Genomic DNA, 18,542 nt, shown 5'->3' with positions numbered 1-18,542 from the left:
CCCCCATCAGATCACGGCAGCGAGCAAATTTCCCACGTCCAGATGACCGCGGCCGACGCCCCACCAGGTCAGGCCGCAGCGCCGCAACGCGTCCGGGTCCAGGTGGTTCCGCGTGTCGACCACGACCGAGCCGGCGGCCAGCTCGCCGATACGGGACCAGTCAAGGCCACGGAACTCCGGCCATTCGGTCAGCACCACAACGGTGTCGGCGTCCTTGGCCACCTCGTAGGCGTCCGACACCACCCGCACACCGTCGACCTCGTGTGCGATGCCCGGGTCGTAGCCGGTGAGCTCGGCGCCTTCGGCCCGCAGCAGCGCGGCCACGGCCAATGCCGGCGAGTCGCGGAGATCGTTGGTGCCGGCCTTGAAAGCCAGCCCGAGCAGGCCGATCCGGCTGCCCCGCAGCCGTCCGCCGGCGGCCTCGCGGATCTTGGCCACGATCAGCTGGCGCTGGTGGGCGTTGGTGTCGATGGTGGCTTGCAGCAAGGAGAAGTCGTAGCCGACGGCCGCCGCGACCTGGAGCAGCGCCTGTGTGTCCTTGGGCAGGCAGGAGCCGCCCCAGCCGGGGCCGGGCTGCAGGAAGGACTGGCCGATGCGGCGGTCGTAGCCCATGCCCTCGGTCACGTCGGCGACGTCGGCCCCCAGCCGCTCGCACAGCTCGGCGATCGCGTTGACGTAGGACAGCTTCATGGCCAGGAAGCAGTTGGCCGCGTACTTGACCATCTCGGCACTGGCCGCGTCGGTCAGCACGGTCGGCGCGCCGAGGCGGGCGTACAGGGCGGCGACCCGCTCGGCCGCGTCCTGGCTGTCGCAGCCGACGACGATGCGGTCGGGGTTGAGGAAGTCGTGCACCGCCGTGCCCTCACGCAGGAACTCCGGGTTGGACACCACCGGCACGTCCTTGCGCTTGAGCAGGCCGGACACCCGGGCCGCGGTGCCGACCGGCACGGTCGACTTGTTCACCACGATGCTGCCGACCGGCAGCATCGTGCGCACCTCGGCGATCACCGACTCCACCGCGGCGAGATCGGCCGCGCCGCCCTGGCCCATCGGCGTCGGCACGCACAGGAACACCACCTCGGCGTCGCCGACCGCGGCCGCCGCGCCCACCACGAACTCCAGCCGGCCACCGGCCTGGCCCTCGGCCACCAGCTCGGCCAGCCCCGGCTCCAGGATCGTCACCTTGCCGGCCCGCAGCCGCTCGACCTTGGCCACGTCCACGTCCGCGCACACCACGTGGTGCCCCAGCGAGGCCAGACAGGCCCCCGTGGTGAGACCGACGTACCCGGTCCCGATCACCGCGATTCGACGAGCGAACACCTCGCACCACCCCGACCTGGTCGCAGGAGTCTCCGTTCCCGACGTTCGCAGGCGGAGTTGACGGGCCCGCTGGCTTAGGCCGTACAGGTGGTGAACACCCGGTGGCGCTACCCACGGATTAGGGTGACCGCCCGTGGAGCAACGTCGCCTCGGGCATTCCGGTCTTGTCGTCAGCACCGTCGGGCTCGGCTGCAACAACCTCGGTCGTCCCGGGACATCGACGGAGACGCTGGCCGGGGCCCGCGCCGTGGTGGAAGCCGCGCTGGACAACGGAATCACCTTCTTCGACGTGGCCGACGTGTACGGCGCGCCGCGCGGCCGCAGCGAGGAGCTGCTCGGGCAAGCGCTGTCCGGGCGCCGCGAGCACGCCGTCATCGCGACCAAGTTCGGCGTGGACATGCAGGGGGTCAACGGTCCCGACTTCGGTGCCCGCGGCTCCCGACGGTACGTGCGGCGGGCCGTCGAGTCCTCGCTGCGGCGGCTGAACACCGAATGGATCGACCTGTACCAGCTGCACCGGCCGGATCCGCGCACGCCGCTGGCCGAGACGCTGTCCGTGCTGGACGACCTCGTGCACGAGGGCAAGATCCGCTATGTCGGCCACTGCAACCTGGCCGGCTGGCAGATCGCCGACGCGTCCTGGACCGCGCAGACCGAGCACGTGGCCGCGCCGGTGTCCGCGCAGAACCACTACTCGCTGCTGGAGCGGGAGGTGGAGCGCGAGGTGCTGCCGGCCTGCGGCCGCTTCGGCCTCGGGCTGCTGCCGTACTTCCCGCTGGCCAACGGCCTGCTGACCGGCAAGTACCGGCAGGATGGCGAACCTCCGGTCGGCTCCCGTCTGGCCGGCCGGGAACGGCTGCTGTCCGAGGCGCCGTGGGAGCGGATCGAGAAACTGCGAGCCTTCGCCGAGGAGCGGGACGCGCCGATGGTGCGGCTGGCCATCGGCTGGCTGGCCGCGCAGCCCACTGTCGCCTCGGTGATCTGCGGCGCGACCAGTCCGGAACAGGTGCGGTCCAACGCCCGCGCCGGCGAGTTCGCGCTCAGCCCCGCCGACCTGGATCTCCTGGACGAAATATGTCCGCCGGGTCGTCGCTGAGTGTGATGCTGGTCATCCCCCGGTAGGAGGCCGGAACGGCACCTGCGGCCGACGCGGGCTCAGCCTGCCGTCGCGCACCCTTGTTGACATGGAACTTCTGCAGATCGCGGGCCTGTTCGTGGGTGGCGCGCTGGTGGTGGCCCTGCCGCTGCTGGTGATGCTGCGGCTGATGCAGGGCCCCTCCGACCGACACGACGTCTGATCGATACAGCAGGTTAGCCTCGCCGAATGCAGATCTCTGACAACGCGGCGATCGTGACCGGTGGGGCTTCCGGGCTGGGTGGGGCGACCGCGCGGGCGCTGGCCGCCCGTGGCGCCAAGGTGTTCGCGCTCGACCTGCCCAAGGCCGTCGCCAACGCCGAGGCCGTCGACGGCGTGACCTACGTCGAGGCGGACGTCACCAGCCCGGAGCAGGTGCAGGCCGCGGTGGACACCGTGGTCGCCGCCGGTGCGCCGCTGCGCATCACGGTCAACTGCGCCGGCGTGGGCACGGCCGGTCGGATCGTGGGCAAGAACGGCCCGCACGACCTGGACACGTACCGGAAGGTCATCGAGGTCAACCTGATCGGCACGTTCAACGTGCTGCGGCTGGCCGCCGACGCCATCGCCAAGACCCCGGCGCTCGAGGACAACCAGCGCGGCGTCGTGATCAACACCGCCTCCGTGGCCGCGTTCGACGGCCAGATCGGGCAGGCCGCGTACTCCTCGTCCAAGGGCGGCGTCGTCGGTCTCACCCTGCCGGCCGCCCGTGAGCTGGCGTCTTCCGGCATCCGCGTGATGACGATCGCGCCCGGCATCATCGACACCCCGATGCTGGCCGGCGTCTCCGACGAGTTCCGCGCGGGCCTGGCCGCCGGCGTGCCGTTCCCGAAGCGCCTCGGCCGTCCCGACGAGTACGCCCAGCTGGCCGTGGCCATCGTCGAGCACGACTACCTGAACGGCGAGGTCATCCGCATGGACGGCTCCCTCCGCATGGCCCCCGCTAGCCATCTGTCCAGCCCCGGCCTTTGGAACGGACCATTCCTCAACTCGGAGTTTAGGAATGGTCCGTTCACAGCTTCGAAGCGTTCTCAGAGGTCGCCGGCGAAGGGCAGTTCGGCCATCGCCGGCGAGCTCATCCACTGCCGCAGTGCCAACGTGGCGTGCACGTCGTCCTCGTTGTACTCGAGCAGGCGCTGCCGCTGCGACACCTCGGCCGGCGCGCCGTCCATGCCGACGGCGTCGCGGTACCAGCGCATGGAGTTCTCGCCGCCGGCCTCGGGGTCGCGCCAGTGGAAACCGGCCACCGGGGCGATGATCTTCAAGCCCTTGCCGTGCGCGCACAGGAACTGGTCGCGGACCACGCCGAACACGTCGACCCAGGCGGGGTCGCGGATGAATGCGTTTACCTGCGCCACGGTCGGCACGCCGGGCTTGCCGGCGAAGCGCTCGGCCGACGACAGCAGCCACCGGTTCTCGGCCAACTCGTTGTAGCAGTAGGCCCTGAACGTCAGGCCGTGCGCCAAAGCCTTGGTGCGCACGAGCATCAGCCACGTCCAGAACTCGCCGAAGGACCGGGCCTCGTCGTCGTCGGGCAGCGGCTCCCAGGTGACGAACGGCCGGTAGCCCTGCCGTTCGCCAATGTCCTTGCCGCTGAGCAGGCAGCCCCACATGTACGCCCCGGCGTCGCCGAAGCTCTCCATGTCGATGTCGACCTCGACGTCGGCCCGCGCCACCCGGACCTTGCGCACCCGGCGGACCACGGTGAGGTCCCGCAGCCAGGCCCGGGCCAGCACCACGGCGTCGAACAGCGGCATGCCGACCAGCGGCGTGGCCAGCTTGGTCGCCGGATCCATCGCCGCCAGCTCGTCGACCGTGGAGACGCCCAGCTTGCGCAGCGCGAACGCATCCTCGCCACGGACGACCAGGCTCACGTCGCGGGCCTCGTTCAGCGCCTGGTCGCAGACCGGCCACCACGGGCAGCTGCGGCACTCGACGATCCGGGACGGCCGGGCCAGCGCCTCGCCGCCGTTGGCCGCCGCATTGGCCACGGCCAGCCGGTCGGCGAAGCGCATGTCGTACTCGGACAGCGCGGTCCGGGCCCCGGGCCAGGTCGGCGCGTCCAGGTCGTGCCAGAGCACGACATCGGCGTCCATGCCGACCACGCCGCCGTAGGACCGGCCGCTGGCGGCGAACCCGCTGGCCTGCAACATCCGCTGGGCGTGGGCCAGCCGGAGCTGGTCACGGGGCTGCGGGCGGACCTTGCGCAGCGGGTCGGAGCGGATGCCCATCGGCGTCGGCTCGCTCAGCGGCGACGTCCGGGCGCCGGTGCCGGGATCGGTGACCTTGTGCCGGACCACCAGCACCGGGACATAGCCCGTGCTCACGCGGACCAGCAGGTCGATGCCGCCGCGACGGCCGCCGGACTGGTCACGCGGCAGCTGCGGGGCCCACACGAATGGCGCGCCGGCTGAGAGCGCGGCCACGGTGGCCCGCTCGCGATCCGACGCCTTGGCGTCGAGCGGGATCTCCGTCCAGGCCGAGCCGGCCATGGTGGCCATCCGGTCGGCGACGGCCCGGCGGTGGGCCATCGCGTCGGCCCGGCGCTGCTCACCGGTGGGATCCGGGGCGGCCTTGGGGGCGTCGGCCATGGTCGGGTCGTTCTCCAGGTGCACGCGCCGCCGGCAGCGGGTCACCACACCGGCGTCGAGCAGCACCGAAGACGTCACGATGACCAGCCTAGTTCCGCCGCTCGAGGTCCGTGTCGACGGCCGGTGGATCTCCACCGGCCGGACTAGAGTCGAGGAGTGGCACGCAACCGGTCGAAGCCTCGGTTCACTCCCGCGCACGCGAAGAATCTGATCGGCCTGGCCAAGGTCGTCGGCCCGGCCGTGGTGCCCGTCGTCGCGCCGTACGCGCTGCGCGCCGCCTCGATGGCGCGCGACGCCGTCGACCGGATGCGGGCCCGTCGCCTCGGCGTCGAGGTGAAGGATCTCGCCACGTACTCCGGCCGCGGCGGCGCACTGCACGCCCGCATCGCCGGTGCCGCCGCAGCCTCCGCTGACCTGCGGAATTCCGATGCCGCGTTCGCCGACTCCAGCGAAGCCCGGCTGACCCAGCTGGCCGCCGCCGTGCGGGCCGCGGAGCGGATGCCCAGCGGCCGCCGCAAGGCCGCGCACAAGGCCGTCAGCCTGGAGCTGGACCGGCTGGAAGAGGATCTGCTCCGTCGACTCGGCGTCAACTAGACGGTCCGGCGGTAGCCGACGAGCGGCAGCACCCGGCTGGCTGTCGTCACGGTGACGGCCGCGACGACCACGTGCATCACCACCAGGGCGGCAAAGTTGACCCCGTCAGCCGTGCCGGTGACCAGCAGCAACACGTCCGGGATGAAGCTCAGCACGAGGACCAGCGGGACCAGTGTGCGCAGGGTGGCCCGCGCCCGGGCGGCGTGCTTGCGGACGAGCGCCCAACCCAGGGTGCCGGCCAGCACGCCGATGATCGTCAACGATCCGTAGGCCGGCAGGTTGAGGCCCATGGTGGTGCCGTTGGGACTGAGGGCGGCGGCACCGAGCGCGACCGCGGTGTTCAGGGCGATCGAGACTACCGCCGCGGCGGCGACGCCGAGCGCGACGCGGGCGGTCGAGGTGTCGGCCTGCGGGTGGACATGGGTGCTCATGATCGTCTCCTAGAAGTGGATAACTGCGCTCCGTTTCTGACAGACCGACCGTAGCAGCAGAAACGGATAGAAGCTATCCACATGGACGACCCTTATCCATTTGACAGCTACGATGGGTCCATGGACGGGTCGAAACCACTGCGCCGGGACGCCGAGCGCAACCGGCTGCGCATCCTCGCCGCCGCGAACGCGCTGGTCGCCGAGGTCGGCCTCGACGTGACGCACAACGACATCGCCCGGGCCGCCGAGGTCGGCGTCGGCACCGTCTACCGGCGTTTCCCGGACCGCCAGGAGCTGATCAACGAGCTGTTCGACGAGCGGGTGGACCGGATCATCGCGCTGGTCGACGCGGCGCTGGAGATCGACGACCCGTGGCAGGGGCTGTGCTCGTTCGTCGCCGGCAACCTGGAGCTCCAGGCCGGCGACAAGGGACTCAAGGACCTGATGACCGGCGACGGCCGCACCACCGACCTGGCCCGCCGGGCCCAGGCGCGGATCGGCCCGGCCGTGCGGGAACTGGTCCGCCGGGCGCATGCCTCCGGGCAGCTGCGCCCCGATGTCGGCGTCGGAGACTTTCCGCTGGTCCAGGAGATGGTCGGAGCCGTGCTGGAGCACTCCAGGCGCATCGACCCGACGCTGTGGCGGCGCGCGCTGGCCCTGGTGCTGGATGGCTATCGGGCCGACACCCAGCAGCGGGAACCGCTGCCGGGCGCCACACCAACGCCGGAACAGATCGAGCAGGTGCTCAGCGCACCCCGCTAGGCGTTGCTGTCCGGCACATCCCGGCTGGTCACGAAGCCTTCCTTGACCAGCCAGTCCCGGGCGACATCCGCCGGGTCCTTGCCCTGCACGTCCACCTCGGCGTTCAGCTTCTGCATGGTCGCGTTGTCCAGCTTGTCGGACACCGGCTTGAGCACCTGCTCGATCTGCGGGTGCTCGGCCAGCACGCTGGACCGCACGGTCAGCGCCGCGTTGTACTGCGGGAAGAAGTGCTGGTCGTCGTCAAGCACCTTGAGGTCGAGTGACAGGATCCGGGCGTCGGTGGTGAACACCTCGCCCCAGTTGCAGGCCTTCGCGTCCTTGGTCGCCTGGTAGACCGCGCCGGTGCCGAGGATCTTCACGTTGTCCGACGGGATCCCGTACTTCTTGGCCATGCCGGGAAAGCCGTCGTTGCGGCTGGCGAACTCGGTCTCCAGGCAGAACGTCACCGCCGCCGGATCGACCTTGGCCAGCTGCGACAGCGTGTGCACGCCGTACTTCCGCACCACGTCGGCATTGGCGGCGATGGCGTACTTGTCGTTGACCGGGGACATCGCGATCCAGCTGACCCCGTTGGCCTTGTCGGCCTCGCGCACCTTGTCGAACTGCTGCTTCGGGTCCACGATCACGTCGCTGTGCCCGAGGTAGCTGATCCACGCCGTGCCGGTGTACTCCCAGGTCATGTCGATCTGCCCAGCCAGCAGCGCGTTGCGGGCCGAGTTGGAGCCCTGGATGTTGGTCAGGTCGCTGACCTGCGCGCCGGCCGCCGACAGGGCCAGCTCGGCGAGGTAGCCCAGCACGATGTTCTCGGTGAAGTCCTTGGACCCCACGGCCAGCCGCACCCCGGACAGCACCGGTTTGATCGACCCTGGACCGACCGCGACCGGCACGGTCGAGCCGGAGCTCAGCCCGCATCCCGTCAGCAGCGTCCCGACCAGGGCCAGCGCCACCAGCTTCTTCATCGCAGCCCCTTCGGTCCGAGAAACTCCTCCGCCAGCCCGCCGAGCCAGTCCACGAGCAGCGCCAAGGCCATCGCCAGCACCGCGCCGACCACCAGCACCGAGTAACGGGCCAACTTGTCCCCGGTGTCGATCAGCACGCCGAGCCCGCCGCCGGCCACGAAGAACGCCAGCGTCGCGGTGCCGACGGCCAGCACGAGCGAGGTGCGCAGGCCGGCCAGGATCAGCGGCACAGCCAGCGGCAGCTCAATCCGGCGCAGCACCGTCGACGCCGACATGCCGATGCCGCGGCCGGCTTCGACCAGCGTCGGGTCGACCTGCCGGATACCGACGATCGTGTTGCGCAGCACCGGAAGCAGCGAGTACAGCGCGATCGGCAGCGCCGCGACCCAGAACCCGGTGCTGGCCGTGGCCAGGAAGAACAGCACCAGCACGCCGATCGCCGGCGCGGCCTGGCCGATGTTGGCCAGCGCCAACACGAACGGCGCCGCGAACCGGGCCCAGCGCCGGGTCAGCACGATGCCCAGCGGCACACCGACCAGCACCACGATGGCGGTGACGGCGATGGCCAGCAGCAGGTGTTGCCAGGTCAGCTCCAGCAGCGTCGAGAAGTTGAGGTTGCGCTGCTCGATGTCGTCCAGCTGCCGGGTACCCGCCCAAACCAGCAGGCCGGCGACCACCGCGAGCACCACGACCGGCTGCGCGAACATCCGGATCCGGTCGGAGCGGTCAGCCATGGTCGTGTTCCTCCCGCAGCTTGCGGACGGTCTCCATGACGGTGTCGATGCCAATCGCGCCAACGTATTCGCCGCGCGTGCCGACCACCGGGACCGAGCCGCCCTCGGTGAGGATCGCCTCCAGCGCGTCCTGCACCGTGGACTGCCTGGTGACCTGGTCGTTCACCGGCCGCCCGACCGTGCTCAGCACGCCGTCGTTGAGATCGCGCAGATGCACCCAGCGCTTGGGCCGGCGGCGATTGTCCAGTACCAGCGCGTACTTCTGGTTCTTCGCCGTCAGCCGCGCCCGCACGTCCGCCGGACGCTCGTCGATCGTCGCCGTCTCGGTCTCGTCCAGCTCGATGTCCCTGACCCGCAACAGGGTCAGCTGCTTGAGCGACGCACCGGCGCCGACGAAGCCGGCCACCGTGTCGTCGGCCGGCGCGGCCAGGATCGCCTCCGGCGTGTCGAACTGAAGAATGCTCGACTTCGGCCCCAGCACGGCGATCCGGTCGCCCAGCTTCACCGCCTCGTCGAAGTCGTGCGTGACGAAGACGATCGTCTTGTGCAGCTCGGACTGCAGCGACAGCAGCTCGTCCTGGAGATTGCCGCGGGTGATCGGGTCGACCGCGCCGAACGGCTCGTCCATCAGCAGCACCGGTGGATCCGCGGCCAGCGCCCGAGCCACGCCGACCCGCTGCTGCTGGCCACCGGACAGCTGCCTCGGGAACCGGTCGCGGAACTCGCCGGCGTCCAGCCCGACCAGCTCCAGCATCTCCTCGACCCGGCTCGCCGTCTTCACCTTGGTCCAGCCGAGCAGACCTGGCACCAGGCCGATGTTCTGTCCGACGGTCAGGTGCGGGAACAGGCCGGCCTGCTGGATCGCGTAGCCGATGCCGCGGCGCAGCTCGTCGGCGTCGAGCGACAGCGCGTCCGTGCCGCCGATGGTGATCCGCCCTGATGACGGCTCGATCAGCCGGTTGATCATCTTCATGGTGGTGGTCTTGCCGCAGCCCGACGGGCCGACGAAGACCACGATCTCGCCGGCCGCGATGCTCATGCTGAAGTCCTCGACCGCCGCCTGCCGGCCGCCCGGATAGCGCTTGGTGACGTTCTCGAGCTGGATGTCGACCGCTTGGTCAGTCACGGATGCCCTTCGGTGTGGTCAGCCGGCCGACGAGCACGTACCCGCCGTCCAGCAGCAGTGCGATCACGATCACGCCGACGGTGCCGACCAGCGCGAGGTCGACGGCGTTGACGCTGCCGACCCGGGACAGCCCGCTGAAGATCAGGTTGCCGAGGCCGGGGCCCTTCACGTACGCGGCGATGGCCGCGATGCCCATCAGCAGCTGGGTGCTGACCCGCATGCCGGCCAGGATCGCCGGCCAGGCCAGCCGCAGCTCGACGCCGGTCAGCACGCGCAGCCGGCTCATGCCGATGCCACGGGCCGCGTCCACCACCGCCGGATCGATCCCGTTCAGGCCGACAACGGTGTTCCGGACGATCGGCAGCAGCGCGTACAGGACGAGCGCCACCATCGTCGGCGGCACGCCAAGGCCGAGCACCGGAATCAGCAGGCCGAGCAGCGCGAACGACGGGATGGTCAAGATCGCACTGGTCAGCGCCGTCGCCACGGCGGAGCCGACGGGACTTCGGTAGACGCCGACGCCGAGGCCCACGCCGATGACCGCCGCGAGCAGGGTGGCCTGAACCACAGCGCTGGCATGCAGGTAGGAGTCCATCAGCAGGGACTGCCAGCGCGCCGTGACGTACGTCCACAGAGCCATGACGTGACGGTTACCCGAAACGGAGTAGTTACAAACCACCATTCGGAACGACTACGAGGAGCCCTTACGCTCATCCACGTGTCCCGACGGCAGCAGCTCACCGGCCCTGTGCGCCTGATGCGCGGCGCCATGCTGGCCGTCAGCTCCACCACCCTGGCCGTCACCGCGCACGGCGTGGCCGGCGGCGGTTGGCCCGAAGCGCTGCCCGTGTTGCCGTTGAGCCTGCTCATCGCGCTGGCCGGCACCGCGCTGGCCGACCGCTGGCGCAGCAGCTGGACCATCGTCGGCGCGCTCGGCGCCGCCGAGCTGGCCCAACATGTGCTGCTGTCCGTGATGCACGGCAACGGCGTGCTCGGCTCCGGCGCGATGACCATCGCGCACGGCGTGGCGCTGGTCCTGACCGCCGTGCTGCTGGCCAAGGCCGACACCACGATCGTCGCCGTGGCCGGCGCGGTCCGCCGGCTGCTGCCGGTCGTGCCGTCCTTCCCGCATCCCGACCGCGTGGTCGCCCTGGTCGCCGTTTCGGCCCCCGGCCACCTGCTCGACGTGCTGTTACGCCGCTCCCTCGGCCGCCGCGGTCCTCCCGTCCTCTCCTGAATTCCCTTACACCCCAAGCCCTTTCTCATTCAGGAGAGAACACACCCATGTCCACCACCCGCTTCGCGCTGCGGGCCGGCGGCGCGCTCGCCGCTGCCGGCGTGATCGCCCTCGTCGCCGCCCCCGGCGCATCCGCGCACGTCACCGCCAACGTCACCACCGCCGTGCAGGGCAGCTACGCCAAGATCACCTTCCGCGTGCCCAACGAGGAGGACAACGCCGGCACGGTGAAGGTGCAGGTCAGCTTCCCCCAGTCGTACCCGATCCCCGGCGCGTCGGTGAAGCCCGTGCCGGGCTGGAAGTCCCAGATCGACATCGAGCCGCTGCCGGCGCCGGTCAAGGAGAACAACTCCGACGTCAAGAAGGCGGTCAAGACGATCACCTGGACCGCCGACCCCGGCACCCGGGTCAACCCCGGCGAGTTCCAGGAGTTCGACGTGTCGGCCGGGCCGATGCCCGATGACACCGACGAGCTGCTGTTCCCGGCCGTGCAGACCTACGACAACGGCATCGTGGTGAACTGGACCGACCAGCCGCCGGCCGCCGGGCAGCCCAAGCCCGAGCACCCCGCGCCGTCGATCAAGCTCCAGACCAAGGCCAACGCCCCCGGCGCGATGGACATGTCGTCCATGGGCGCGACCGGCGGCGTGACCGACACGGCCGCGTCGACCACCGTCGGCTCGGACAACACCGCCCGCTGGCTCGGCGGCGCCGGCCTGCTCGTCGGCGCTTTGGGCGTCGGCTTCGGCGCGGTGGCCGTGCTCCGCAGTCGCCGACCGGCCGTGGCCGGCTCCACTTCCGCCACCGAATCCACCACTCCCACCGAAGGCAAGTCCGAGTGAAGCGTTTTCTTGCCGGTCTCCTGCTGGCCGCGGGCGTCATGCTCGGGCTGGCCGGTCCGGCGTTCGCGCACAACGTCCTGGTCGGCAGCGACCCCAAGGACGGCACGTCGCTCGAGGTCGGGCCGTCGACCGTGAGCCTGACCTTCGACCTGCCGATCCAGCAGGGCGACTTCGACGTGATCACCGTGAACGGGCCGGGCAGCACCCGCTGGGAGGCCGGCCCGGCCAAGGTGGACAGCAACGTGATCAGCGCACCGGTGCGGCCACTGGGCGCGGCCGGCGTCTACACCGTCGGCTACCGGATCCTGTCGGCCGACGGGCATCCGGTGTCGGGCTCGGTGAAGTTCACCCTGACCAAGGCCGGCAACGGCACGCCGGCCACCGCCACCGCCGCGGCTGATCCCCAGTCGTCCGGCGGTTCCGGCAGCGGTTCGGTGCCGGTGTGGCCGTGGATCGTCGGCGGTGTCGTGCTGCTCGGCGTCGGTGTGTTCGTCGCGCTGCGGATGGGTCGAGTGCCGGAGGACAGCTCGAAGTGACCACGTCCCGGACCATCGCTCGGCACAACTACGGGCTCGGCGTCGGCCTGCTGCTCGCGGCCGTCGCCGGCGCCCTCATCGGGACGTCGCTCACCGGCGAGGCCGCGGCCCCCGGTGTCGTCGAGCCCGGCGCGATGGTCCGGTTCGGGTTGCCCGTGGTCCGGGTGCTGCTGGACGTTTCGTCACTGGTGACGGTCGGGCTGAGCGTGCTGCCCATGCTGCTCGGCTTCGACCGTCCCAAGCAGACCGAGCCCGTGCTCAACCTCGCCCGCCGCGCCGCCGTCATCAGCTCCGCCGCGTGGGCCGTCACGGCCCTGTTGTCCCTCGTCTTCGCCGCCGCCGACCTTCGTCCCGGCGCTTTCCCCACCTTCGGCACCATCGTCGAATACGTCACCGACATCGGCGCCGGCCAGGCCCTCGTCATCAGCGCCGCCATCGCGCTGGTCTACCTCTTCTTCGCGGTGTTGGCCCTCCGCCACGGCGAAAAGGTCCCCGCCGAGCTGCGGATCGTGCTCTCCGTCTTCGGCTTGCTCCCCATCCCCGTCACCGGCCACGCTTCCAACTTCGGGCTCGCTTGGGGCGGCCATGGCCTGACCATGGTCTCGATGGAGCTGCACGTCATGGGCGCCGCCGGCTGGACCGGCGGCCTACTCGCCCTCGGCGTCCTCGTCCTGGCCAACCGTTCTTTGTTGGCCCGTGCCCTACCCAAGTTCTCGAGGCTCGCCACCGTCTGCCTCATCGCGGTCGGCATCACCGGTCTCGTCAACGCCGTCATCACCCTCGTCGAGACCCCCGGCGTCACCTTGTGGACCGGCCTTTTCGTCACCCACTACGGCTGGATCGTGATCGGCAAGCTGCTCTGCTTCGCCGCCCTCGGCCTGCTCGGCGCCAACATCCGCTTCCGCCTCATGCCCCAGGTCGAGCAGCACCAGCGCCTCCCCGCCCTAGCCGGCTGGTTCACGTTCGAAATCGCCGTCATGGGACTGGCCTACGGCCTCGCCGTAGTCCTCACCCGCGCCCCGGTCGCCTAGCTCAGGTTGGCGGCCTCCGCCGCGGCGGCGTTCGCTTCCTCGTCCAGGCCGATGGCGAGGTAGTAACCGCTCACCGTCGCCAAGCCCACGGCGAGGCTGCCGCGGTGGTCGCCGTCGGCGGAGCGCCAGATGTCGACGGCTTCCTCGGCAGTGGCGATGGCGTCGGGGAACTCGCCATGGTCGTTGTAAGCGACGGCCAGGTTCAGCAGGGCGTCAGCCAGGTCGGCGAGGTGGGCCGGGTCCTCGGCCGCGCGGGCACGGCGCTTCTCGGCGGTCTCCAGCAACTCGGCGATCGTGTCGGCATCCATGCGAGCCTCCCCGCGACGGATGATAAGCCGCCCGACGCGCCGGGCATCCCGGAAAAACGGGGCTGGCGCGTCGAACGCGTCGAATGTGGTCAGGCGGCGCTGCCCTGCAGCAGCACGGCGGCGACCTGGGCGGGATCGTCGCTCATCGGCACATGTCCACAGCCGGGCAGGGCGAGGTGCCGGGCGTTGGGCAACGCGCGCTTGGCTCGTTTGGCCTGGTAGGGCGGCAGCATGGCGTCCTTGGTGCCCCACGCGACGGTGATCGGGATGTCGTCGGGGATCTGCTCGGCGAACGGCGTCCCCTCCCGCACGATGAGCTTGTACGAAGGCCAAGCGATCTTGAATGCCTCGTAATCGGCCAGCGCGGCGGTGGGGTCGAGCTTGCTGGGCCGGGCAACGACGGCGGCGTACATCAGGCCGCGACCGGCGGTGTGGTGAACGAGCCGAGGCACGGCGGGTTCGAGGGCACGGCCGATGCCGCGCATGGTGCCGAACACGGCCCGCGTGTAGGCGAAGTCCCAGTTGGCCCGCCAGAAACCGGCCGGCGACAACGCGGTGACGGAGCGGACGGCGTTCAGCGCGGCCAACTCCAGCGCCAGGCGCCCGCCGAGGGAGTTGCCGGCGACATGCGGCCGCTCGACGCCGAGCTGGTCGAACAGCTCGATCAGCACGTCGAGGGTCTGGGCCAGGGCGGTCCGGCCGTCATGGTCGAGCGGACCGGACTCACCGTGCCCGGGCAGGTCGATCAGGATCACCTCGCGGTGCGGGGTGAGCAGGTCGACCACCGGGGTCCACGCCTGCCGGCGATGAGTGACACCGTGCAGCAGGACCAGCGGCGCGCCCGATCCGACGCGGTCATAAGCCAGGCTCACAAGACCCACCTCCCCATAACCTACTGACAGTAAGAATACCTATCGGTAACTGGATTGCCAGACCCCGATAGCGTGGCGAAGTGCCAGCAACCGTCGACGCAATGCTCCGCGAGGCCAAGGAAAACGGCCTCGACCTGCAAGATCGGTACGAAGTCGACCAGTCCGGCTGGGACTTTCTCGTCCTGCACGCGACCGCGACCGACGGCACGCGGTGGATCCTCCGCTCGCCCCGCCACACCGACGGCCCCTACCTGCCGGCCGAAGGCCGGCTGCTCGACCACGTCCGCCCACTGCTGCCGATCGCGATCCCGGACTGGCGCATCAGCACCCACACGCTGATCGCCTATCCCCGACTGCCCGGCGTGCAGGCCGACGGCCACTGGTCGCCGACCGACGACACGCTCGGCCGCTGCGTCGCGCTGCTGCACAGCCTGCCCACGTACGTCCCGGCGGCGCTGGGCGTGCCGGTTTTCGACCCGGACAGGCAGCGGCAGTGGATCGCCGACCGGCTGGCGGAGGCCAGGGCCGAGTACGTCATCGCCGACGACCGGTGGCGCCGCTGGCAGGACTGGCTGGCCGACACCGACCGCTGGCCACGGGCCATGGTGCTGGCCCGCGGCGACCTGCACCCGCAGCACCTGCTGGTCGACGGCGGCCGGCTGGTGGGCCTGATCGACTGGGCCGACGCCACGATCAGCGACCCGTCGATGGACTTCGTCGACCCCTACACGTATCTCGCGCCGGCAGTCTTCGAACGGCTGCTGGCCGACTACGAACGGCACGGCGGTCACGTCTGGCCGGGCATGCGGGAGCACATCGCCCACCGCGCGTCACTCGAACCGGTGATCAGCGGCCTCTACGGCCTGGAGACGGGTCGCGCCGATCTGATCGACAGCGCCCGCGCGGAGCTCAGTCGCGGTCGGTGACCTGGGCGGCGGACGGCTGGGCCCGCAGCTCGCCGAGCCGGTCGAGCACCCCGTGGCCACGGCGGTCGAGCTCGCGGCGGTCGATCCAGCCGGACGCGTAGTGCCGGTAGGCCTGCGACAGCATCACGAGTTCGGCGAGATAGTCGGCGGAACGCCGTCGACGGTCCTCCGGCAGCGCGGTCAGCAGCGGCAGCTGGCTGTCGACGACCTCGTCGAGCAGCTGCGCCGTGCGCAGGGCGCGCCGGGTGCGCCACCCTGTCCACGCGAACATCCGCGTCCCCGTCAGGCCCTTCACCGCTGCAGCTCACCTCACCAGCGTCAACGACACGATGCCTGTGACGTCGTACCGGTCGGGCACCGCGTTACCGGGATGTGACGCTACCGGTAAGGGACCCACCTGGTGAAGGTGTCGCCGACACGAACCGAACGAAGTCGGCGGCGCAGCTCGGAACGGATGTTCGGGTTGCTGCGGGCGATCGGCAGCACGGCGGCGGTGAGTTTGAGCTCACGGACCTCGCGCAACACCGGGAATCCATCCCACCGAGTGACGTCGAAGCCGTAGGCGTCGGCCAGGATCTCGTGCTTGTTCACGGTGTGGTGAAACCGGAGCTGGCCGACGGCGATCGGCACCAGGTCCCACTCGCGCGGGCCGACGCAGGTGGTGTCGAAGTCGCACAGCACCGTGCCGCCGGGGGTGGTGATCAGGTTGCCCAGGTGGGCGTCGCCGTGCACGACACCGGGCGGCAGCTCGTAGCGGACCTCGGCCAGCCGGGTCTCCACGTCGTCGCACCGGCGCAGCAGGAACTCCACGTCGTCGGAGTCCCAGCCCTCGGCGTCGCCGATCCGCCGGCGCAGGTCGTCGATCGGGTTCCACTCGGGCAGGCTGGCGTCCTCGACCGGGATCTCGTGCATCTGCCGCAGCAGGTTGGCCAGCTCGACCGCGGTCGGCTCGTCGCCGGTGTCCGGCACTTCCTGCCAGAACGTCAGCGAGTGCTCGCCGATGTGCAGCGGCTGCTGGACGTCGGGCAGCAGCTCGACCGCCGGCACGCCGTAGTCGGCCAGCAGCTGGGCGGCGTTCACCACGTTGTCGGCCCGGTGCCGCAGCCCCGGGGTCAGCACGATCCGCACCACGACCGGGTGGCGGGCCAGCCGGAAGACAGCGTTGTTCACGAACCGGATGAGCTCAGCACCGGTCGCGTCCAGCCCGACCTCCGCGCACGCCTGACCGAGGACGGCCCGTAGCCGATCCCTGGTGGAGCGTCCGTCCGACAACGAAGCAGTCACTTGGTCATACCGTCCGATACACCTTGATCCGCTCGGCGAGGTCGAGCGCCGCCGAGTTGTTCTTGCGCCGGCCGGCCTCCAACTGCAGCGGCATCAACCGGTCCGAGATCCGCTTGCTCTTGATCGACTCGCCGAGGCGCATGGCGTGGTTGCCGATCTTCACGCCCTGGTCTACGTCTCCGACGCGCATATGGTTCTCCGCCAACATGGAGAGCCCGAAGACGTGGGTTCGTTGCATGTTGCTCTCGTAGCCCTCGGTGCACTTGATCAGCTCGTTCACCGCGAGCGGCGCGTACTTGACGCGGTTGTCGTCGAACTTGCTCAGCGCCGAAAGGGCCGAGCCGATCATCCCGTGCAGGTCGTTGACGTCGAAGAACTTGACCCAGCTCGGGGCTTCCTCGCTCTGCGCCCGCTCGAACTCGTCCCGGGTGCGGCTGATCATGCGCTGCACCTGGTCGGGCCGGTCGAGCATGCCGTAGGCCCAGGCCTCGTTGGCGCACAGCACCGCGACCGTGAGCGCGGAGCCCGACTCCTGGGCGGCGATCTGGCCCAGCTGGAACATCTTCAGCGCCTCGCCGGCGGCGTCGTTGTGCAGGTAGACGCGGCCCATCCGGTACAGGATGTTGGCGACGAGGCCGTTGTCGTTGCCCATCTTGGCCAGCTCGAGGGCCTTGGCGAAGTGGGTACGGGCCGAGTCCAGCAGGCCGGTGTCGAACGAGGTCCAGCCGGCCAGGCTGTGCATGTCGGCGACGGCCTTGAACAGCCGCAGCTTCACCGGCTCGGCCGCCTCGACCTCGAGCAGCTGGCGGGTCCACGACAGCTGGGCGACCACCGCGTCCCGGCAGAACCCGCCGCCGTACTGGTAGTCCAGCGAGCGCAACGCCCTGGTCGCGGCCTCGATCTGCCGCACGTCCGTGGTGCCGATCCGGTTCGGGGTCGGCGTCTGGGCCGCGGTCGGCACCCATGCGCCGCTGTCCGGGCCCAGCACCTGGGCGCCCATCGTCACGGAGGCCGCGTGCTGCAGGAAGCGGCGCCGCTTGACCTCCTCGTCCTCACGCTGCTCGGCCTCGTCGACGGAGCCGGCCACCTTGAGGGCGGTCGTCTCGTCATAGGCAAGGCCCATGTAGCCGCGCGGGACCCCGAGCCCGTCCGCGATACGCGCCAGCACGTCGTAGGCCATGACCTGGCGACCCTTGAGGATCTCCGAGACCTCGGACTGCGACTGGCCGGTCAGCGCCGCGATCTGCCGCTGGGACACGCCGACGCGGCGCAGCTGCCGGTAGACGGAACTCACGTCCCGGCCGGCCAGCGCGTCGCGCATCTCCTGGCGCTCCCAGTTGTCCGGCGTAACGGGCGAGCTCTGGGAACCGATGGTGTTCAATTGCGCCCCCTCACGGTCCGTTGGGCGTCATCCGAAGAGTAAGGGCTGCTCGGCCCGGTCGAGAAGTGCTGATCGGCGAACCTGATCGGTCGCACCGAACCCGGCCGACCGCTCATCGTGCAACTCCCACCGATCAGCGCTGTGACGCCCCACAACGTTTGATGTCGTCGCAATCTAGTTTTCCGTAAGCGGCTGCACACGGAGGGACACAGCAAGTGGAACTGATCGGACGAGTCCAGGGGTTCACCCAGGACGTGGTCGCCGACCAGACCGCGGGCTGCCCCGACGAGCGGCGCGCATGGCAGATCCACTGCCGCGATGTGGTCAACCGGGAACGGCACCTCACCGTGGTCGTGGACAACGGCAGGGTGGTCCTGATGGGCCCTCCTGGGGAGACCGCGGTGTTGTCCGCCGGCCAGCTCGGCCAGCTGCGGACGGTACTGCGCGAGGCCGCCGACCAGGCGGAAAGGTGA

21 protein-coding genes and 1 pseudogene are annotated in these 18,542 nt (G+C 70.4%); 10 read left to right on the top strand and 12 right to left on the bottom strand.

Annotated features, from left to right (window positions below; genetic code table 11):
- Positions 1 to 6: 6 nt before the first annotated feature.
- A complete protein-coding gene (locus M3Q35_RS34330; RefSeq protein WP_273936676.1) occupies positions 7 to 1,320 on the bottom strand; it encodes a UDP-glucose dehydrogenase family protein in 1,314 nt (437 codons plus the stop codon).
- A gap of 133 nt (positions 1,321 to 1,453) precedes the next feature.
- On the opposite strand from M3Q35_RS34330, the gene M3Q35_RS34325 reads away from it, so the two are divergent.
- Positions 1,454 to 2,416 carry an aldo/keto reductase gene (locus M3Q35_RS34325; RefSeq protein WP_273936675.1) on the top strand — a complete coding sequence of 321 codons (963 nt, stop codon included), beginning with the start codon at positions 1,454 to 1,456 and terminating at the stop codon, positions 2,414 to 2,416.
- Positions 2,417 to 2,644: 228 nt separating this feature from the next.
- A pseudogene (locus tag M3Q35_RS34320) lies at positions 2,645 to 3,397 on the top strand (SDR family NAD(P)-dependent oxidoreductase); the annotation flags it as partial.
- A gap of 89 nt (positions 3,398 to 3,486) precedes the next feature.
- Here M3Q35_RS34320 and M3Q35_RS34315 read toward each other — a convergent pair.
- Positions 3,487 to 5,124, bottom strand: coding sequence for a TM0106 family RecB-like putative nuclease (locus M3Q35_RS34315; protein ID WP_273936674.1), 1,638 nt, complete (start codon positions 5,122 to 5,124; stop codon positions 3,487 to 3,489).
- A gap of 78 nt (positions 5,125 to 5,202) precedes the next feature.
- On the opposite strand from M3Q35_RS34315, the gene M3Q35_RS34310 reads away from it, so the two are divergent.
- Positions 5,203 to 5,640 carry a DUF6474 family protein gene (locus M3Q35_RS34310; RefSeq protein ID WP_273936673.1) on the top strand — a complete coding sequence of 146 codons (438 nt, stop codon included), beginning with the start codon at positions 5,203 to 5,205 and terminating at the stop codon, positions 5,638 to 5,640.
- Here the strand turns inward: M3Q35_RS34310 and M3Q35_RS34305 are convergent.
- Positions 5,637 to 6,071, bottom strand: coding sequence for a DUF6069 family protein (locus M3Q35_RS34305; protein WP_273936672.1), 435 nt, complete (start codon positions 6,069 to 6,071; stop codon positions 5,637 to 5,639). The two genes, M3Q35_RS34310 and M3Q35_RS34305, sit on opposite strands and share 4 nt — an antisense overlap.
- Before the next feature lie 120 nt (positions 6,072 to 6,191).
- On the opposite strand from M3Q35_RS34305, the gene M3Q35_RS34300 reads away from it, so the two are divergent.
- Positions 6,192 to 6,833, top strand: a complete 642-nt coding sequence (locus M3Q35_RS34300; protein WP_273936671.1) for a TetR/AcrR family transcriptional regulator — start codon at positions 6,192 to 6,194, stop codon at positions 6,831 to 6,833.
- On the opposite strand, the gene M3Q35_RS34295 is transcribed toward M3Q35_RS34300, so the two are convergent.
- The 4 genes from M3Q35_RS34295 to M3Q35_RS34280 are packed head-to-tail and all read right to left on the bottom strand — an operon-like array spanning position 6,830 to position 10,292.
- A complete protein-coding gene (locus M3Q35_RS34295; protein ID WP_273936670.1) occupies positions 6,830 to 7,792 on the bottom strand; it encodes a glycine betaine ABC transporter substrate-binding protein in 963 nt (320 codons plus the stop codon). The two genes, M3Q35_RS34300 and M3Q35_RS34295, sit on opposite strands and share 4 nt — an antisense overlap.
- Positions 7,789 to 8,526: an ABC transporter permease gene (locus M3Q35_RS34290; RefSeq protein WP_273936669.1), complete on the bottom strand. Its 738-nt coding sequence runs from the start codon at positions 8,524 to 8,526 to the stop codon at positions 7,789 to 7,791. Before M3Q35_RS34290 ends, M3Q35_RS34295 begins: the two co-directional genes overlap by 4 nt.
- Positions 8,519 to 9,652, bottom strand: coding sequence for an ABC transporter ATP-binding protein (locus M3Q35_RS34285; protein ID WP_273936668.1), 1,134 nt, complete (start codon positions 9,650 to 9,652; stop codon positions 8,519 to 8,521). Before M3Q35_RS34285 ends, M3Q35_RS34290 begins: the two co-directional genes overlap by 8 nt.
- Positions 9,645 to 10,292 (bottom strand): ABC transporter permease, encoded by a 648-nt coding sequence (locus M3Q35_RS34280; protein WP_273936667.1) that lies wholly within the window; start codon positions 10,290 to 10,292, stop codon positions 9,645 to 9,647. Before M3Q35_RS34280 ends, M3Q35_RS34285 begins: the two co-directional genes overlap by 8 nt.
- A 78-nt stretch (positions 10,293 to 10,370) precedes the next feature.
- On the opposite strand from M3Q35_RS34280, the gene M3Q35_RS34275 reads away from it, so the two are divergent.
- Genes M3Q35_RS34275 through M3Q35_RS34260 form a run of 4 tightly spaced genes read left to right on the top strand, consistent with a single transcriptional unit; the run spans position 10,371 to position 13,298 of the window.
- Entirely contained in the window at positions 10,371 to 10,889 is a 519-nt protein-coding gene (locus M3Q35_RS34275; protein ID WP_273936666.1) for a hypothetical protein, read from the top strand.
- Between the two features lie 47 nt (positions 10,890 to 10,936).
- Entirely contained in the window at positions 10,937 to 11,731 is a 795-nt protein-coding gene (locus M3Q35_RS34270; RefSeq protein ID WP_273936665.1) for a YcnI family copper-binding membrane protein, read from the top strand.
- Positions 11,728 to 12,267: a copper resistance CopC family protein gene (locus tag M3Q35_RS34265; protein WP_273936664.1), complete on the top strand. Its 540-nt coding sequence runs from the start codon at positions 11,728 to 11,730 to the stop codon at positions 12,265 to 12,267. Before M3Q35_RS34270 ends, M3Q35_RS34265 begins: the two co-directional genes overlap by 4 nt.
- Positions 12,264 to 13,298 (top strand): copper resistance D family protein, encoded by a 1,035-nt coding sequence (locus M3Q35_RS34260; protein ID WP_273936663.1) that lies wholly within the window; start codon positions 12,264 to 12,266, stop codon positions 13,296 to 13,298. The genes M3Q35_RS34265 and M3Q35_RS34260 overlap by 4 nt, the downstream gene beginning before the upstream one ends.
- Here M3Q35_RS34260 and M3Q35_RS34255 read toward each other — a convergent pair.
- Both M3Q35_RS34255 and M3Q35_RS34250 read right to left on the bottom strand, forming a co-directional pair.
- Entirely contained in the window at positions 13,295 to 13,606 is a 312-nt protein-coding gene (locus M3Q35_RS34255; RefSeq protein WP_273936662.1) for a tetratricopeptide repeat protein, read from the bottom strand. The genes M3Q35_RS34260 and M3Q35_RS34255 overlap by 4 nt on opposite strands.
- An 89-nt stretch (positions 13,607 to 13,695) precedes the next feature.
- Entirely contained in the window at positions 13,696 to 14,478 is a 783-nt protein-coding gene (locus M3Q35_RS34250; RefSeq protein ID WP_273936661.1) for an alpha/beta fold hydrolase, read from the bottom strand.
- Between the two features lie 80 nt (positions 14,479 to 14,558).
- Between M3Q35_RS34250 and M3Q35_RS34245 the strand changes: the two genes are divergently transcribed.
- On the top strand, positions 14,559 to 15,404 hold the full coding sequence (locus tag M3Q35_RS34245) for a macrolide 2'-phosphotransferase (RefSeq protein WP_273936660.1): 846 nt from the start codon (positions 14,559 to 14,561) through the stop codon (positions 15,402 to 15,404).
- Here the strand turns inward: M3Q35_RS34245 and M3Q35_RS34240 are convergent.
- The 3 genes from M3Q35_RS34240 to M3Q35_RS34230 all read right to left on the bottom strand — a co-directional run bounded on the left by M3Q35_RS34240 (position 15,388) and on the right by M3Q35_RS34230 (position 18,009).
- Complete coding sequence (locus tag M3Q35_RS34240; RefSeq protein ID WP_273936659.1) at positions 15,388 to 15,699, bottom strand: hypothetical protein; 312 nt, start codon at positions 15,697 to 15,699, stop codon at positions 15,388 to 15,390. The two genes, M3Q35_RS34245 and M3Q35_RS34240, sit on opposite strands and share 17 nt — an antisense overlap.
- Before the next feature lie 83 nt (positions 15,700 to 15,782).
- Positions 15,783 to 16,688 (bottom strand): phosphotransferase enzyme family protein, encoded by a 906-nt coding sequence (locus tag M3Q35_RS34235; RefSeq protein WP_273936658.1) that lies wholly within the window; start codon positions 16,686 to 16,688, stop codon positions 15,783 to 15,785.
- A gap of 4 nt (positions 16,689 to 16,692) precedes the next feature.
- Positions 16,693 to 18,009 (bottom strand): helix-turn-helix transcriptional regulator, encoded by a 1,317-nt coding sequence (locus M3Q35_RS34230; RefSeq protein ID WP_273944573.1) that lies wholly within the window; start codon positions 18,007 to 18,009, stop codon positions 16,693 to 16,695.
- A gap of 275 nt (positions 18,010 to 18,284) precedes the next feature.
- Between M3Q35_RS34230 and M3Q35_RS34225 the strand changes: the two genes are divergently transcribed.
- A complete protein-coding gene (locus M3Q35_RS34225; protein ID WP_273936657.1) occupies positions 18,285 to 18,542 on the top strand; it encodes a hypothetical protein in 258 nt (85 codons plus the stop codon).

It is taken from the genome of Kutzneria chonburiensis (assembly GCF_028622115.1).
GTDB classification, from domain to species: Bacteria; Actinomycetota; Actinomycetes; order Mycobacteriales; family Pseudonocardiaceae; genus Kutzneria; species Kutzneria chonburiensis.
The sequence above is the reverse complement of the archived record's forward strand: the minus strand, read 5'-3'. Positions and strand labels throughout refer to the sequence as shown.